General features: G+C 33.2%; 15 protein-coding genes, 1 pseudogene and 1 other annotated feature. Of the genes and pseudogenes, 14 read left to right on the top strand and 2 right to left on the bottom strand.

The genetic code is table 11. The features are described 5' to 3' along the window. The first annotated feature begins 60 nt into the window (after positions 1-60). The 3 genes from AAFN87_RS17245 to AAFN87_RS17235 all read left to right on the top strand — a co-directional run bounded on the left by AAFN87_RS17245 (position 61) and on the right by AAFN87_RS17235 (position 2,355). Complete coding sequence (locus AAFN87_RS17245; RefSeq protein ID WP_347792305.1) at positions 61-1,164, top strand: serine hydrolase domain-containing protein; 1,104 nt, start codon at positions 61-63, stop codon at positions 1,162-1,164. A 67-nt stretch (positions 1,165-1,231) separates the two neighbouring features. After that, complete coding sequence (locus AAFN87_RS17240; protein ID WP_347792304.1) at positions 1,232-1,744, top strand: double zinc ribbon domain-containing protein; 513 nt, start codon at positions 1,232-1,234, stop codon at positions 1,742-1,744. 80 nt (positions 1,745-1,824) lie between these two features. Beyond that, positions 1,825-2,355 carry a histidine phosphatase family protein gene (locus AAFN87_RS17235; RefSeq protein WP_347792303.1) on the top strand — a complete coding sequence of 177 codons (531 nt, stop codon included), beginning with the start codon at positions 1,825-1,827 and terminating at the stop codon, positions 2,353-2,355. Between the two features lie 34 nt (positions 2,356-2,389). Here the strand turns inward: AAFN87_RS17235 and AAFN87_RS17230 are convergent, their stop codons facing one another. Continuing rightward, positions 2,390-3,169 carry a class I SAM-dependent methyltransferase gene (locus AAFN87_RS17230; RefSeq protein ID WP_347792302.1) on the bottom strand — a complete coding sequence of 260 codons (780 nt, stop codon included), beginning with the start codon at positions 3,167-3,169 and terminating at the stop codon, positions 2,390-2,392. Positions 3,170-3,173: 4 nt separating this feature from the next. Continuing rightward, positions 3,174-3,803: a zinc dependent phospholipase C family protein gene (locus AAFN87_RS17225; RefSeq protein ID WP_347792301.1), complete on the bottom strand. Its 630-nt coding sequence runs from the start codon at positions 3,801-3,803 to the stop codon at positions 3,174-3,176. Between the two features lie 366 nt (positions 3,804-4,169). Between AAFN87_RS17225 and AAFN87_RS17220 the strand changes: the two are divergent. The 11 genes and pseudogenes from AAFN87_RS17220 to AAFN87_RS17170 all read left to right on the top strand — a co-directional run. Further along, positions 4,170-4,631: pseudogene (locus AAFN87_RS17220) on the top strand (GyrI-like domain-containing protein); the annotation flags it as partial. 115 nt (positions 4,632-4,746) lie between these two features. Then, positions 4,747-4,965 (top strand) — a binding site (T-box leader). Positions 4,966-5,015: 50 nt separating this feature from the next. After that, positions 5,016-6,452 carry a proline--tRNA ligase gene (gene proS, locus AAFN87_RS17215; RefSeq protein ID WP_347792300.1) on the top strand — a complete coding sequence of 479 codons (1,437 nt, stop codon included), beginning with the start codon at positions 5,016-5,018 and terminating at the stop codon, positions 6,450-6,452. Positions 6,453-6,575: 123 nt separating this feature from the next. After that, positions 6,576-7,628, top strand: coding sequence for a DUF1835 domain-containing protein (locus tag AAFN87_RS17210; RefSeq protein ID WP_347792299.1), 1,053 nt, complete (start codon positions 6,576-6,578; stop codon positions 7,626-7,628). Between the two features lie 319 nt (positions 7,629-7,947). Further along, positions 7,948-9,417, top strand: a complete 1,470-nt coding sequence (locus tag AAFN87_RS17205) for an ATP-binding cassette domain-containing protein (protein WP_347792298.1) — start codon at positions 7,948-7,950, stop codon at positions 9,415-9,417. A gap of 123 nt (positions 9,418-9,540) precedes the next feature. Beyond that, positions 9,541-9,975 (top strand): aminoglycoside 6'-N-acetyltransferase, encoded by a 435-nt coding sequence (gene aac(6') / locus AAFN87_RS17200; protein ID WP_347792297.1) that lies wholly within the window; start codon positions 9,541-9,543, stop codon positions 9,973-9,975. A 470-nt stretch (positions 9,976-10,445) separates the two neighbouring features. Beyond that, positions 10,446-11,318: a DMT family transporter gene (locus AAFN87_RS17195; RefSeq protein WP_347792296.1), complete on the top strand. Its 873-nt coding sequence runs from the start codon at positions 10,446-10,448 to the stop codon at positions 11,316-11,318. A gap of 326 nt (positions 11,319-11,644) precedes the next feature. Beyond that, positions 11,645-12,694 (top strand): site-2 protease family protein, encoded by a 1,050-nt coding sequence (locus tag AAFN87_RS17190; RefSeq protein WP_347792295.1) that lies wholly within the window; start codon positions 11,645-11,647, stop codon positions 12,692-12,694. A 240-nt stretch (positions 12,695-12,934) separates the two neighbouring features. Next, positions 12,935-14,263: a TolB family protein gene (locus AAFN87_RS17185; RefSeq protein WP_347792294.1), complete on the top strand. Its 1,329-nt coding sequence runs from the start codon at positions 12,935-12,937 to the stop codon at positions 14,261-14,263. 764 nt (positions 14,264-15,027) lie between these two features. After that, positions 15,028-15,411, top strand: a complete 384-nt coding sequence (locus AAFN87_RS17180) for a GntR family transcriptional regulator (RefSeq protein WP_347792293.1) — start codon at positions 15,028-15,030, stop codon at positions 15,409-15,411. Positions 15,412-15,413: 2 nt separating this feature from the next. Further along, on the top strand, positions 15,414-16,103 hold the full coding sequence (locus tag AAFN87_RS17175) for an ABC transporter ATP-binding protein (protein ID WP_347792292.1): 690 nt from the start codon (positions 15,414-15,416) through the stop codon (positions 16,101-16,103). Continuing rightward, positions 16,100-16,924: a hypothetical protein gene (locus AAFN87_RS17170; RefSeq protein ID WP_347792291.1), complete on the top strand. Its 825-nt coding sequence runs from the start codon at positions 16,100-16,102 to the stop codon at positions 16,922-16,924. Before AAFN87_RS17175 ends, AAFN87_RS17170 begins: the two co-directional genes overlap by 4 nt. The last annotated feature ends 4 nt before the right edge of the window (positions 16,925-16,928 follow it).

Below are 16,928 nucleotides of genomic sequence, written 5' to 3'. Positions count from 1 at the left end.
AATTTTATGTTACCAAATTTATGTTATACGGATTTAAGATAATTTTTGAGGAGAGAAAGCATGAGCAAAAATAATATATGGTCATTTAATGAAAAGTATTTAAGTGAACATCCATTACCGAATAATTCGAAAATAAGTTTAAAAAATTTACGAGATGAGTTGAGAAATTCCACAAAGAAAGCTCTTATTCCTGGCTGTGTCATTGTATTAGCTGAAAAAGGAGAAATTAAGTGGGCAGAAGCTTTTGGTTCTCGTCAAATTCAACCTACTCAAGAAAAAATGACTTTAGATACAATATTCGACTTAGCGTCTTTAACTAAAGTTGTAGCAACCCTCCCCGCCATACTTCATTTAATAGATCAAGGTATACTTAGTTTACAATCCTGTTTAAAAGAATTCTATCCAGAATCTGAAGATGGTCCATTAGGGAATGTTACGATAGCTCAATTATTAACACATACTTCTGGTCTTTCGGCTCGTACTTATTTAAAACAATACGGCGAAAGTAAAAATGAAATGATTAAAGGCATCCTACAAAGTCCGCTTGAAAATGCCAACGGAAGTATGGTTTCTTATAGCAATAGAGGTTTTATTTTATTAGGTGAAATTGTTGAAAAAATAAGTGGTGAATCTTTATATGATTATGTCCAAAAACATATTTGGAACAAGATAGATATGCATGAGACTATGTTTACCCCACATAATCAAGACTATCTTTTACGAGTAGCTCCTACAGAATTTAGAGAAGAAATTCAGGCATGTTTAAAGGGAACTGTTCATGATGAAAATGCTTCTATTTTAGGTGGTATTGCAGGGCATGCTGGAGTCTTTTCAACTGCTAATGATTTAGTTCAATTTTGCAATATGATTATGTCAAAAGGTTTTTATAAAGGACAAAAAATATTAAACGAACAATTAATAGCTAATTCTATGATAAATCATACTAGTCATTTAAACGAGCCAAGAGGTTTGGGTTGGGATTTCTTTTCTACTGATGTAAGAGAGAATGCGATCATAGGACATCTCGGATTCACTGGAACTAGTTTATGGTTTGATCCATTAAAGGAGATTTACTGTATCTTTTTAACAAATAGAATACATCCATCACGAGAAGCATTGTTTATAAGATCTATTCGATCATCAATATTAAATACAGTTTTTTAATTGAGCTTACTAATAAAAGCGGCAGATTAATGTTTTTTTATAAATAATTATTAAAAGGAGCTCAGCTATGGAGCGAGATAAATTTATACCTGATCAACATAGAAAAGCACGTTCATTTTTCCGTATACTAGGACCTACACTACTAATTATAAGTTTAGTATGCATGATAGTAGCCGCTGTTGATTTTTTTACACTGCAAATATTTGAGGAACCGAAATACTTTTGGCTATTTTTTGTAGCAATACCGCTCTTATTTGTCGGATTTACACTTTCAGGATTAGGTTACGGTGGAAATCTTGCAAAGTATCAGAGTAGAGAATATGCACCAGTTGCAAAAGATACATTTAACTATTTAGCAAAAGAAACAACAGTTGGAGTAAAAGAAATTTCTAATGCAATTCAACAAGGAAACAAATCAAATCAATCTTTAAATTGTCTTAACTGCCATCAGCAAAACCCTATTAATGCAAAGTTTTGTAATCAATGTGGTGAACATTTAATACTGATTTGCCAAAGTTGTAAACAAGAAAATATCGTAAATGCAAGTTTTTGTAATCACTGTGGTACCGAGTTAAGTTAGACATTCATTCAGGAACCTTTTTGCAGTACCTATAATAGACTAATATTTATCATATAAATATCTCATTATTGGAGGATATTATGACATTCGACAAGCTACTGAATGGTGGTTATATCATCTATTTTAGGCACGCTGAAGCAACAAGCGGGAAAGATGCACAAAATGTAAATTTTAAAGATTGTAGTACTCAAAGGAATTTAACCGAAAAAGGGAAAGAACAAGCAATAATGATTGGCAACGTCCTGAGGCAAAATGGAATACCAATTGAACCAAGTGTCATTTCAAGTCCTTTTTGTAGAGCAGTTGACACTGCAAAGCTAGCGTTTCCCAATAAGATGATTAGAATTGATTATTCATTAGCGGAAATTGTTCCTTTAAGTGAAGAACCAAAGATGACTGCTGCTAAAAGAAAACAAATAATTTATGAAATTAATAGGTTATTCGAATTACCAACGCAAACAGGAAAAAACAGAGTAATCATTGGCCATAGTTTTCCTAAAGATATTGTGCTAGGTGATGTACCGTATTCGACTGGCACTATTATTCAACCAAAAGGCTGGAAAAATGGATATGACGTAATTGGACAATTAAATATTAATGAATTAGATTAGCAGCGTGGATGTAAACAATCGACGCTGCTTTTATTTATATTATGGCTCGAACGATATAACGGGAAAACGTTATAGGTAAGCCGTCTGCTGTTGCATTTTGCTCAAAAATAGTAGTAATTTCTTTTAAGTGTTTTTCTTTTAATGTTTCGTAAACTGAAGGCAGCTGTCCAAAACAGCATAACTTTAGGACATCTAATGGGGAATGAATAGTTTCAATACTATTGATTTCTTCAATCTTACTTGAAGAAAAGTTACTAGCAGAAAGTCTTTCGTTTAGTGTATCTAAAATTGGAGTACCTTTTATGCAATGGAACAGATTTGGAAATAAAACCGGTAACTCCTTACCTTGCTGATCTCCTGGATGAAGACCCATTACTACACCATTCTTTTTGACGACTTTTTTGAGAGAGGGATATGCAGAGGTTGGACCTTTTCTAATAATTGCGCAATCAAATGCATCTTTTTCAAAAGGTAAACCATGTTTTGTATTTCCAACAACAAATGATACATTTGCCTTTTTATTCTCATTAGCGACTTGAATGAATTGATCTGTCACATCAAAACCAACTATTTCTTTTGCCACTACACTACATTTCAATGTGAAATCGCCATGTCCACAGCCTATTTCAATTACTTTTTTATTCTTTATAACTTGAAATACTTCTTTATCAAAAATTGATTCTCCATTCCAATCCGATACTGTAGAATTCCAAGGATATAAGTACTTCTCTTGCAGTTCACCAAGCTGTTTATACCATTGTATTGAGTGAGGGGACAACCACTTTTTTAAAGTCGATGGATCAATGAATGCCATATTTTTAACCCTCCGCTAACAATTCTTTTGTTTTTAGCAAACCCAAATCAACTGAAGTTTCTATATAACCAATAATCTGATTAAATGTAAATACATTAAGCTGTTCATTTATAACTTCATTACCGTATTCCATATCTCCAAGTGCATAAGGAACAAATTTTTCAACATCTATAGATTTAACTTCTTCTAAATCCATAATTGTTGGAAAATGACTAAGTTGTTTTTTTAGTTCATCTTTTACTCCATAGTATTCTAATAATTTTCCATTTAGCAATTTGAAATCATTATGGTATAGCTTATGTAATCCTTCATCGGCTTCCATTCGGTTCCTTAACCACGAAAGGTTAAAACCTCTTAAAAAGATATCATCAGCAATTAAATGTGTATAGTATCCTAATATATAATGATTTACATTTTCGTTTTGTGAGCTATATTTATCTAAAAACCCTTTATAATCAACCCTTCTTGAATAATCTTTAACATCCCCTATAAAAAAATGTGATAAGTTCTTTTGCTCAAATGCAAAAACAGCATCTGGAGCAATACTGCCAAGCAAAAATAGAGTTTTATCTTTTATTGATAAAGAATCTGCTATTTTATTACCAATGATTAAATGCATTATTCTTGAACCCAAAATACTCAACCCCTTTTAATATTGATGAATAAAACTTGAACAAATAAAATAAGGAACTATCATTTTATTATTGCATATATTTCCTTTTATGGCAGTATCTATTTGCCATTGTGACAAGCTTTTAATACTTAATAAAAGTAGCGAAAATACATAGATATAGATAAGCTAAGGTTGCTCCCTTGAAATTGGATTCAAGCTTTCGCAAATAAAAAATTTATATTGTTTAGATGATACTAAATTAAACTCATCCCACTTTTCAAAGGAAAATCATTTGATTTGTAGAATAAATTTTATATTAAATGATTTTTGAAAATCATTAGTTACTGAAAACCTGAATAAGCTTTTATTCTCTAAACATAGAAAATCGTTAAAGGAGATAAGGAAATGGATTACAGAATTGAAAACATAGAATATGAATTAAGAATCGTAGGAAGAGGAATGCCAGTACAAACAAGCAAGGCATTTAAAACGATTCCAACGCTCTGGAACAATGCTAAAAAAGAAGGGGTTATAGAACAACTAAAAGAGATGGCTTGGGAAAACCCAAAATGTACCCTAGAAAGCTTATTAGGCGTATGTGGGAAAGAAGCAGCGATTACCGATGATGAGTTTACCTATTTCATGGGCGTGCGATTTGATGGGGAAATTCCAAAAGATATGGAAACCATAACGATTCCACCATCTACATGGGCAGTTTTTCCGAATATAACTGAAGCTTGGAAGCAACTTTATACAGAATGGGTTCCAACGTCAGGTTTTAAGTTAGCTCATTTGCCTTATATTGAATGCTATTACGGTCCCAAACATAAACCTAGACATGAGTTATGAGTTCCAATAATAGCAAAATAATTTTATTCAAACTAAAATAAATGGATAACACTTTTAAGGTATTACGCGCGTGAGATTGACATCATTTTACTGTTTTGTTAAAGTTGAATGAAATATTAAATCAATGATGTGGCCAAGTAAGTAAGAATTGTGAAACAGAAAATATAGCAGTTGCTGAGAGCTATATCACCACTTCTTTTCTGAAACCCTACCACGGAGACGTTATGCAAACATAACCGAGTCGTTTTCGTTACAAAACGGTAAAGGGTTTTAAGCCTCGCTTAAAACTAAATCTAGGTGGTACCACGTTGATACGCACAAAGACGTCCTTATGCATAGGGCAGCTTTGTGCTTTTTATTTTGTACAATAAGGAGGATGTTCAAATGTCATTACAACAATCAGACTTTTCAAAATGGTATATCGAAACAATTCAAAAGGCAGATTTAATGGATTATACACCGGTGCGCGGCTGTATCGCTTTCAAACCAGATGGATATGAGATGTGGGAGCATATACAAGAAGAAATGGATCGTCGTTTTAAAGAGACCGGTCACCGCAATGCCTATTTCCCAATGCTAATACCGGAATCCTTCTTCGAAAAAGAAAAAGATCATATTGAAGGTTTCTCCCCTGAGCTTCCTTGGGTAACAGAAGCAGCGGGCGAAAAACTAGAAGAACGTTTAGCACTTCGCCCAACATCAGAAACAATGATCGGTCACCTATATTCTATTTGGATTAAAAGCTATCGTGATTTACCAGTTTTAATCAATCAATGGGCAAATGTATTTCGTTGGGAAAAGAAAACACTGCCTTTCATTCGCACATCAGAGTTTTTATGGCAAGAAGGGCATACTGCACATGTTGATGAAGATGATGCACGTCAAGAAACGATGCAAATGCTCAATATCTATAAGGAAGTCGTAGAGGAGTTACTCGCTATTCCTGTCTATGACGGAGGAAAAACACCTTCAGAGCGTTTTGCCGGTGCTGTTGATACGTATTCGATTGAAGCGATGATGAAAAATGGGAAGGCTGTACAAGCAGGTACATCTCATTATTTAGGCACAAAATTTGCAGAGGCATTTAATATTAAGTATTTAAATAAAGAAAATCAGCATCAATATGTACACACTACTTCTTGGGGTACTTCAACACGCTTAATTGGATCCGTTATTATGGTTCATGGTGATGAACAAGGGCTAGTGTTACCGCCACGTATTGCTCCAACCCAAGTCGTTTTAATTCCAGTTGGGCCATGGAAAAAGAACCCTGGCATTATGGAGAAACTTGATGAGATTTATGCTGCCTTAAAGAATAAGGGAATTCGAGTCCGACTTGATGATTCCGACCAATCACCAGGCTTCAAATTTAATGAATGTGAATTAAAAGGTGTACCAGTTCGTATTGAACTTGGACCACGTGATTTAGAAAACAATCAAGCATTACTGAAAGCACGTGATGAAGGAGAAAAACAAATCATTCAGCTGGATGAAATTATTTCAGCAATCGAGACAGAGCTAACAATGATGCAATCTCGCTTATTAGAAAAAGCACGTTTACTCCGATATACTCATTCTCATACAAATATAGACACATTGCAGCAATTACAACAGCATATCGCCTCTTCAAAAGACAACGGCTCCATTCCAGGTTGGATTCTTGCTGGATGGTGTGGCAATAATATGTGCGAGGAAAGAGTAAAAGAGGAGACAAAATTCACTTCACGTAACATTCCGTTTAACCCACCAATAACGAAAAATTCATGTATTTGTTGTGGGGAGGAAGCAAAGCATACAGTTTGGTTTGCTCATGCTTACTAATAAATTTTTATTAACCCAATGTATTTAGGAAAATTGCTGAATTTAAGCTATGATTAGGAGTTGATTACTTCGAAAACAAAACTCAACTATCCGTATATCTATCTATTAATGGAACCAAATATAGTGTTTGTATATCAAATTCACACACATAAATATTTAACTTCAGCAGATTTTACTGAAGTTGGTCTGTTCGAGGTATATGAAATAAATAATCCGGATGAATTTGAGCAGTTTCTACATGAAGAACATCGACAAGTTCAAGGTAGGAGCATGTTCTTAAGTCAAGATGAATTAAACGGGTTGATAGAAGAAATAAATAGGCAAATTCATTCCTATCGTCAATCCACAACTATACAGGAAAAACAACAAGGGGCCATTCATATCGTAATGTCAGAGTCAGCAGCAGGATCTTTACGTGTAGGATTACCTAGACCAAAAACGGTGATTGGCGTTCCAGATTCTTTATCGATTGGCCCCCTATGGAAGTTGCATGAAAAAATAGGACAAAATTTCCGAAATGAATGGTTGTTTGAAAATATCAATTACGAGCAGGAAGATGGTGAAATGCAACAAAAATTCAACAATACATTATTGCAAATTGAGGATATTTCGAATGATGTTCCCATCTATATTTGGTATGGCAATAATGCAGACGAACAAATTGGCCTTCGTTTTATTCTCTATTTACTACGAGAAAAGACAAATGATATTTATCTAATGAACTCAACAGATCTATATGAGAAATATAGAAAAACTAATGAAAAGCAGGCTATTTTTCATACGGCGCAAGTTGATGCAGATTTTTTAGAACTAATATTTGAGCGTATTGACAACCATAAACTATTAACGGCTGAAGAATGCAGACAATTTCGTAAGGAATGGGAAAAGCTATCTGAAACGAGAGATGTTTTATGTTCATTTGATAGTGATGAAATATTAGCTTTACCTGAAGATCATTATGATTCACTTATTTTAGAATCAATTGAGAACCTACACAATGGTCAGGAAACTAAAGAATTTATCAAAGTAGGGCTCATTATCGGAGAAATATATCAGCATCAATTTATTGATATTTTCTTTCTAGAGTATAGGATACGACATTTAATTTATAACGAATTACTCGAGTTAAAAGGAATCCCTAGATCCATGAGACACTATAGTGTTCGATTACGCTGATACATCCTTTAATAAATGGCTGCCGGGTGCTTGGATGGAAACATCAGTGAAACTTTATTATTAAGTAATGCACACACCTCCATTATATGGTAAAATAATATACATTAAATGAAAGAAGGTGAGCAAAATGACAAACTTATTTATTCAACTAGATCGACTAAAGTTGTCATATTTATCGTGCTCCCAGTATGCGTATTTTTAATGGACGTAAACTCTTTTTAACGTGCAGATAAACCTTATGGCTACTTTAATGTGCCATAAGGTTTTTTATTTTGCCTTTATTTGTACTTTCATTAGCCTTTTTTTAGGAGGAGATAGAATGACAGGAAATATATTAATAAAAAATATGACATTTAAATATGTATCTATGCTGCAGCCGCTATTTAAAAATGTCAGCTTAAACATTAATGAACATTGGAAGTTAGGGCTTGTTGGTCGGAACGGTCGAGGGAAAACGACCTTTTTAAACATCCTTTTAAATCAACTAGAATATGAAGGGGCAATACAATCTACGTTAGATTTAAACTATTTCCCTTCATATCCGAACAGCCATGACGATTTCACCGCTTTAGAAGTATTAATGAAACATAATCCGCATATCGATATTTGGCAAATCGAACGTGAACTAACATTAATGGATTTATCACATGAAATACTAGATAGAAAATTTCACGTATTAAGTGGTGGAGAACAAACAAAATTGTTACTCATAGAGCTATTTTTGAATGAAAATTCATTTCCTTTAATTGATGAGCCAACAAATAATTTAGATTTACATGGCAGAAAAATCGTTGGACAATATTTAAAAAGTAAAAAAGGATATATTGTGATTAGTCACGATGAATCATTTTTAAATCAATTCATCGACCATGTATTAGCTATAAATAAAGAATCGATTGATTTAATAAGTGGCAATGTAGAGACGTGGAAACATGAAAAAGCAAATGCTGATAAACTCTCTGAAGAAACGAATACTAAACTTAAAACGGAAATAAAAAGGCTAAATGATGTTTCGAGACAAGTGAGTGCTTGGGGGCAAAAAAAAGAAAATAGTTCAAATGATGCTTCAGCAAGGCGACTAGCTGCGAAACAAATGAAAAGAGCCAAAGCCATTAAGAAAAGAACCGAAACGATGATTGAAGAAAAGGAAAGTTTGATACATAATATCGAGCATGTATCCGCGCTTAAAATGATTGTTGAACATCCACGAAAACAAGTGTTATTCTTCCGTGATTTTTCAATTTTGCGTGATGGTATACCACTTTTTGAGCCAATCAATGTAGATGTATATCCAAATGAGCGATTTTTTATAGAAGGAAAAAACGGAGTTGGAAAATCGACCTTATTCAATTTTATTCTCGGAAACGAACAGCTAGAAACGATTGGAGAATACCGAATAAATCTCCCTGAACATGTATCAATCTTAAATCAAAAAAGCCAAGAGGAATTAGATTATTCTTCCTTTATTACGCAATTATCAACTAAAGAAGAAAAAGAAGAATATTGGCATTTGTTATATCAACTAGGTATCCAGCGAGCTAGTTTTTCCGATAAATCCAGCAAAAATTGGAGCTCTGGGGAACAGAAAAAAGTATTTTTAGCGCATGCATTATTAGGGAAAAACGAGTTATTTATGTGGGATGAAGTGACCAACTACTTAGATATTATGGTAATTAATCAGTTGTTAGATGCTATTAAGAAATATCAGCCGACAATGATAGGGATAGATCATAACGAATTTTATGTTAACGCTATTGCTACAAAAAAGATAGAATTATTGCCTTATTGAGATGAATATACAGAATCCTTCTGATAAAATGAAGAGCAAATAATACAATATAATAATAGTGAACAAAAAGAAGCGATTTATTAACTACTTTTAAGTATATATCAATGAAATTGGAGGGTTTTTATGATTAGAGAGGCGACAATTCTAGATACTAAAGAAGCTGCTGAACTAGCTTTGCTGCTTTGGCCAGACCACACTTTAGAAGAATTTATTCAACAAATGGAGGAACTGATTGAACAACAAGATGCAGCTATATTTTTAGCTTTCCATGAAGGTGAGTCCATTGGGTTTGCGCAATGCCAATTGCGCTATGATTATGTTGAAGGGACAAGTACGAGTCCAGTAGGCTATCTAGAAGGGCTTTATGTAAAAGATGCATTTCGTCAACAAGGAGTTGCCAAAAGCTTAGTAAAGAATTGTGAGAAATGGGCAAAGATCAAAGACTGCCAAGAGTTTGCAAGTGATTGTGAATTAGAAAATAACGAAAGTCTAGCAATGCATCTTAAATTAGGCTTTACAGAAGCAAATCGTATTATTTGTTTCAAAAAGACGCTTTAAGATGTGGTCAAAACATATTAGTATTTTTCTACATGCTTATGACTATATTCAAAAAGACGTAAATAAAAGACTAATTGATTTTACACAAAATTTCGTTAAACGTAAAATAATAACATAATACTTTGCTTTGAAAAGCGTTGTACCTTAATATGGTTTGACGCTTTTTTCATTTATAAAATATGGTATTATTAATATAGTGAGAAAGTAATTTGAATGAAGGGCTAACATATTTTTCTTTAAAAACAGGAAAAAGATGTACTGCTTAGTGAATCTATTTGCAAAAATAGAGTCTATATCAAGCAAATAGATGCGGCGATGACATTTAATCAGCATACATATGAAGCACTGATGGAATCACTATAAGGAATGACGGAAATTGGATGTTAGATTAATATTATTTAATCTTTTTATTAATTACATCGAAAAAAACATCAGGTTGTTGTAGCTAAGTATTAGAGAGAAGGTTTTTCATGAAGAAGTATAAAGGTGAATTATTAATGATGATTACCGCTGTTATGTGGGGTAGCGGTTTTATTGGGATGTCAATAGGCTTAGAGCATTGGAGCGTAATGCAATTAATGGCGCTCCGTTTTACACTAGCAACGATCTTATTAGCGGTTATTTTTAATAAAAAACTAAGGCTTATTTCTAAAAGTGTATTCTGGAAAGGCTCCATTTTAGGTGCTATTTTATTTATAGGGTTTACCTTGCAAACACTAGGCCTTGAGTATACAACTCCGTCTAAAAATGCCTTTTTAACGGCCATTAACGTCATTGTTGTACCAATCATTGCGTACATCATTTATAGACGGCGATTTGACCGCTTTGAGATTTTGGCAGCTATCATCGCGATTGTCGGTATCGGATTTTTATCGTTACAAGATTCCTTTAATATGAATCTCGGGGATATGTTATCAATCCTATGTGCCATTGCTTTTGCATTCGATATTTTTTATACGAATGTTTTCGTAAAAAAAGAAGATGCATTAGCATTAACAATCGTTCAATTTATCGTAGCATCGATTTTAAGCTGGATTGGTGTCTTTGCACTTGGGGAAATTCCAACATCAGCAAGTACGGAAGGCATCTTAACGATTATTTATCTTGCAGTTTTTTGTACGCTCGTTGCTTATGCATGCCAAAATATTGGAATGCAATATGCAGACCCAACAAAATCTGCGTTAATTCTGTCAACAGAATCTATATTTGGTACACTTTTATCTGTCCTATTATTAGGCGAAATATTAACAGGGCGAATGATTTTTGGTTGCTTCCTGATCTTTATAGCGATTATTATTGCAGAAGTGAAGCCTTCCTTTAAAAAATCTATAATAAACGCTTAACAAAAACTAGGCTTTCATTTAATTATGAAGCCTAGTTTTTTTATTATCTGTATCAATAGAAAGCATACTGTTAGCGGATTCTTATTTTAAGCTGCCTATTTTAATGTTGATAGAGCAAAAATATAGATGAATCGATGAAAAGAATATGGAAATAATTATTAAAAAAGTTCGTATTTTAGGTAAAATTGTATAATATGAAACTAATACAGTATTCATTCGTAAATTAATTAATATATACAGAATGTTCAGGATAGAACTATAGTAGAATATTAGGTAGCTATACATGACGCTAAGAGCAATAATTCAGATTTGAGGTGAAGAAATCGTTGAAAAATAAAAAAGGCTGGGGAGTAATTATTGCGGCTGGGTTATTTGTTTTATCTAAATTTAAATTTGTTTTAGTAATATTAAAAGTTTTGAAGTTTCAAACATTAATCAGTATGGCCGTATATTTATGGATGTATGCGCTCCTATTCGGGTGGAAGTTTGCAGTAGCTTTGGTTTATTTAATATTTATACATGAAATGGGACATACATACGCTGCTAGAAAATTAAAATTACCTGTAAGCCCTGCAATTTTTATACCTTTTGTTGGAGCCGCCATTTCTATGAAAGAAATGCCGAAAAATGCGAAGGATGAAGCCTATTTAGCCTATATGGGGCCAGTTTTCGGGTTGCTTGCCTTTTTACCGGCGATTCCATTGTATTTTTATAGTGGGGATTCGTTTTGGGCACTAGTTATCTTTTTAGGAGGATTAATAAATTTATTTAATTTAATTCCAATTACGCCGTTGGATGGAGGACGAATTGCAGCTGGTATTAGCACAAAGTTGTGGGCGATAGGGTTAATCATTATACTTGGTTATTCGATTTATACCTTTAGTTTTTTAGCATTTATTATAACAATTGTTGGTGCAACAACGTGGTATAAAATTTATAAGCAACAAAAAAATCTAGTGAATGATGAAAAAGAGGTAGCAACATATATTGAGACAAACAGATTGCTAAGAGAACATTCTCGAAATGCATCATCCATTAGTAACTTTACGTATTTTGCACGATCGTTTAGATCCAGTATTTTAAACGAATCATTGAGAGATTCATTTGATATTTTAAATAAAGTGGAAGATTTAGAAACAACAGAAGAACAAGATAAATATTATATCAATGAATTTCTATTACGTTTTGATGAACAGGTTCAAAAAATCAAAAATGAATACGAGCAAACAGCTACTTATTATAAAACTGATAATAAAACAAAACTAAAATTGTTTATGATTTATTTAGGTCTAGCTGTATTTTTGGCAGCAAGTACTTACTTTGGAAATGCTGCAATTATGGAGTCTGAAGAAATGAAAACAATTTTAGGTAAATAGGTTTGTTGAACAAGTGAATATTTCCCAAAAATTATGAGAGCGTTAATCAAATAAGTAGATTAACGCTCTATTTGTTGAATATTATAGTAGGACTTTACCGTTAAACGACTATTACTCTCTTAGTCGTATAATGTACAACTCCTTTATTTAAAACATCTAAGGGTGAACACGTTCAAACGCGAAACCTTTACCAATTATTTCCGTCAAATTGTATACAAAATATATAAAGGGGGACTTGGAATGGAAAGTTTGAAAAAACGAAAACTTTTTATTTACTTAATAGTAGCTACAGCTTTTTTGTTAGTTGGGACCTTTGTTTATGCTTTATTACGGGATGACGACCCTTATAAGTATTTCACTGGTATGGGAGATGAATTTGATATTTCACCTGATGATAAACACTTTCTTTTTTCCTATTACATAGATGGTCAAGAAGGGATTTATAAAGCTAATGTGGACGGTACAGACGTTGAGCAGTTAACTAGTTCTGAAACAGATAGACATCATGCACCGAAATACTCTCATGATGGTACGAAAATAATATTTTTATCTAAAAATCCAGAGGGTATAAACTCGCTGTATATAGCAAATGAGGATGGAAGTCAACAGAAGCAATTAATACCTACTAGCGTTCACGTTTCCGAAGCGGTCTTTTCCTATACAGGAGAAACCATCTATTACATTGGAATGCCGGCAGAGGCTTTTAAAAAAGCTGAGGGCGAAACGACTGAGGGATTTGATTTATATAGTGTTAATATAAATGGTGAAAATATCAAACAATTAACTAATGAAAATTATTTTGACATGGAATCACTTATTGTTTCACATGATGGAAAAGCAATATATTATAGGTTGTTTGATATGAATAAAGAAAAAGTTACTATGTATTCACTTGAAAACAAGTTGGAAAAAGAAGCGGCAATATCAGAAGCGCTGCCAAATGATAGCTACTATATTCAACTGTCCCCAAATGAGGATAAACTGGCTTACACGGCTATTGCGGAAGAATCTCTAAACAGTCCTCTTTATGAATATGAGCTATTTATAATAGATACCGAAGAGCGTCAACCGAAAAGATTAACAGATTTTAATTCTTCTGTAGTTGCGCCTATATTTTTCCATCATCAAAATCAAATAGCATTTTTAAACTATACGAATTGGCCAATTGACCCTGCCAAAAATGATCTTTTTGTATTAGATCTTGGTACGGAAGAATTACAACCTGTTCATATGGCTGTTTCTAATCAAAATTCCAGTAATTGGTTAATAAAAGGGATTAATCAACTCGTAAACGGAACGACAATTACGGTTATATATATAATCATGATTGGATTATTGATAACTTATCTTCATCAATTTCATTCTAAAAGAAAAAGTTATGTACCCGCTATTGCAAGTTTAATCCTTACAATTATCGTATTTATCAGTAGCGTTATCGTAGCATTTAATGTTGATCCATGGTATGGGATTGGACTTGGGACGTTTGCTGCAGTTCTGATGGGTTGTACTCTTTTAGTTTTTGGGTATGCATTTGTTTTAAACCTTGTCGGGAAAAGTAGAAAAGAATAGCAATTAAAGGGAGAGTGGTTCATATTATAACAATTTCATCCGTAGTACTAATAATTTTTTAATACTAACTTTCATTCTTACTTTTAAACGGCCTTGGACACTTAATTTTATAATATGGGGCTTGTACTTTGCATTAATTTTTACGCCCATCTTTACTGTTGCTGGTTCATTTATCTATAGAGATATAACACAAGATGGATTTGCAGGAATCGGATTTCTGCTTTTATTCGTACCTTTTGAAGTAATTTCAATCCTTATGATAATTGTAGGATGTATAGGAGTTATTGCGAAAAAAAAGAGACAGAATGAAAATCTATCTAATGCGAAATAATTAAATGTACAATTATATTCAATGATTAAGGCATTGATCCGAAAAGGGTTAATGCTTTTTTTGTTAAACATCTTTTCTTCTGATAAAACGCATATCCCTTCAACTGAATATGAGTCAGAAAAGAGTTAGTTGCTTAAGTCTGTTATGTTCACGATGAACCTTTTAATTAGATGGTTTACCAAATATTTATATTTATTTACAAATTTGGTTGACGCAATAGGTGTATTAAGCCTATAATACAGTTCAAGGAATACATTAACAATTTTACACATTTTTTGAGGAAGGTGTATGAACTGGTTAATACACCCGACGGATTAGCGAAGTAAAGATTTAACGGAAGGTCTTTTTTAAAAAAGTACCTAGCTCATCATTATGCACAATGTGTATTAAGCGCTTAATACACTTTAGTTTGATTTATAAGGAGTTGAGTTGATTGAATGTAAAGTTTAATAATCGCGATCCGGTTTATGTGCAGGTTATAAGGCATTTTAAAGAGCAAATCGCTAAGGGATATTTTGAAACTGGCCAAGAGATTCCATCAAGAAGGGAATTGGCTAATCAGCTAAAGATTAATCCCAATACTGCACAACGAGCTTATAAGGAAATGGAGGAACAAGGATTGATTTTTACTGAGGGAAATATGCCGAGCTGCATTACGAAAGATGAAGCAGTCCTAAAAAGTGTTCGTGAGGAATTAATTATCGAAGCGGTTGACTTATTTTTAGGTTCCATTAAATCCATCAATGTGCCGTTACCTGAAGTGTTGGAACTCGTTAAGAAAAAACATGATGCCGAAAGCGGGGAAGCGGAGGAATAGTTATGATTGAAGTGAAAAATATTAAGAAAAAATACGGCAGAAAGCAAGTTTTAAAAGGTCTTAGCTTCACTGCTAAAAAAGGGGAAATTACTTGTTTAATCGGTATTAACGGAGTAGGAAAAACAACAATTATGAAAGCGATTATGGCCCTCACTCCGATTAATAGCGGGGATATTTTGATAGATGGGGAAAAGGTTCGAAAAGAAAGCTATGAAAAGATCACCTATATTCCCGATACAATCACGATGCTGCCTCAAATGAAAATAAGTGATGCGTTTACGTTCATGGCGGATTTTTATAACAGCTGGAATCCACAAAGGGCAGAAGAGCTGCTGCAATTTTTCAAACTAGATCCTACAGACCGTATTGGCAATTTATCAAAGGGCAATGCGGCTAAAGTCAATATGCTATTAGGTTTGGCACTAGATGTGGATTACTTACTGATGGACGAACCATTCTCTGGTATTGATATTTTCTCGCGTGAACAAATTGCAGAGGTGTTTACAAGTCATTTAATTGAAGAGCGTGGTGTAATTATCACAACTCATGAAATCAGTGATATTGAACACTTAATTGATACAGCAGTTCTTATAAATGACGGTGAAGTTATTAAGGAATTTAACGTAGAGGATGTACGTGAAAATGAAGGGAAATCGGTCGTTGATGTCATGCGGGAGGTGTATCGTGGATGAAAAGCTATGTAAAACTTGTTAATTTCGAAATAAATCGTTTTTTCAAACTGTACTTAATTTTAATGGGGTTAACAATTGTCTGTCAGGTCTTTGGCGCAATTATCTTCTCAAAAGGATATATGATTAGTGCGAATCGCATTATTTATGAAAATCAACTATCAGTAAGTCAATATACTGAGCAATACGGGACTTTCTCATTTGACCATTTCTTTTCTTCTGGATGGATTGAAATACCAATCTACTTTTGTATCGCAATGTTGACGATATATGTTTTCTTTATTTGGTATCGAGATTGGTTTGGGAAAAATACATTTATTTATAGATTATTAATGTTGCCGACTGAAAGAATAAATATTTACTTTGCTAAACTGACGACAATTATGCTTTTAGTACTTGGCTTAATCACTATGCAAATATTATTAATACTAATAGATATGCAAATTGTTAATAGTATTGTACCAGCAGATTATAGAACGTATTTTTCAATTTTTGAAAATAATCATCTAGATTTATGGCTCTTGCTCTATCCGAACACATTTATTGAATTTATTATGATGTATGGGTTCGGGCTAATTTTTGTAGCAGTCCTATTCACGGCCATTTTATTTGAGCGGAGTTACCGTTTAAAAGGTATTTTCTTCGCAATTGTTTATGGAATGCTTTCATTCGGTGTCTTTATTACGCCGTTTTTATTAGCTGGTAATACAAGCTATTTTTATCCGCTTGAAATATTTCTAATGGTAATCGGAGCAAGCATCCTCGTGTTAGGCAGTGCCATTTGGATTGCGAATCATTTGCTAAAACATAAAATCAGGGTCTAATGGG

This window comes from Solibacillus sp. CAU 1738 (assembly GCF_039888725.1).
In the GTDB taxonomy this organism is placed as follows: Bacteria; Bacillota; Bacilli; order Bacillales_A; family Planococcaceae; genus Metasolibacillus.
This window is presented reverse-complemented; position numbering and strand designations above follow the sequence as displayed.

What these genes read in the sequence shown, in the direction of transcription:
- AAFN87_RS17245 (WP_347792305.1), top strand. Translation starts at nt 61, where the DNA reads ATGAGCAAAAATAATATATGGTCATTTAATGAAAAGTATTTAAGTGAA.
- AAFN87_RS17240 (WP_347792304.1), top strand. Translation starts at nt 1,232, where the DNA reads ATGGAGCGAGATAAATTTATACCTGATCAACATAGAAAAGCACGTTCA.
- AAFN87_RS17235 (WP_347792303.1), top strand. Translation starts at nt 1,825, where the DNA reads ATGACATTCGACAAGCTACTGAATGGTGGTTATATCATCTATTTTAGG.
- AAFN87_RS17230 (WP_347792302.1), bottom strand. Translation starts at nt 3,169, where the DNA reads ATGGCATTCATTGATCCATCGACTTTAAAAAAGTGGTTGTCCCCTCAC.
- proS (WP_347792300.1), top strand. Translation starts at nt 5,016, where the DNA reads ATGTCATTACAACAATCAGACTTTTCAAAATGGTATATCGAAACAATT.
- AAFN87_RS17205 (WP_347792298.1), top strand. Translation starts at nt 7,948, where the DNA reads ATGACAGGAAATATATTAATAAAAAATATGACATTTAAATATGTATCT.
- AAFN87_RS17195 (WP_347792296.1), top strand. Translation starts at nt 10,446, where the DNA reads ATGAAGAAGTATAAAGGTGAATTATTAATGATGATTACCGCTGTTATG.
- AAFN87_RS17185 (WP_347792294.1), top strand. Translation starts at nt 12,935, where the DNA reads ATGGAAAGTTTGAAAAAACGAAAACTTTTTATTTACTTAATAGTAGCT.
- AAFN87_RS17175 (WP_347792292.1), top strand. Translation starts at nt 15,414, where the DNA reads ATGATTGAAGTGAAAAATATTAAGAAAAAATACGGCAGAAAGCAAGTT.
- AAFN87_RS17170 (WP_347792291.1), top strand. Translation starts at nt 16,100, where the DNA reads ATGAAAAGCTATGTAAAACTTGTTAATTTCGAAATAAATCGTTTTTTC.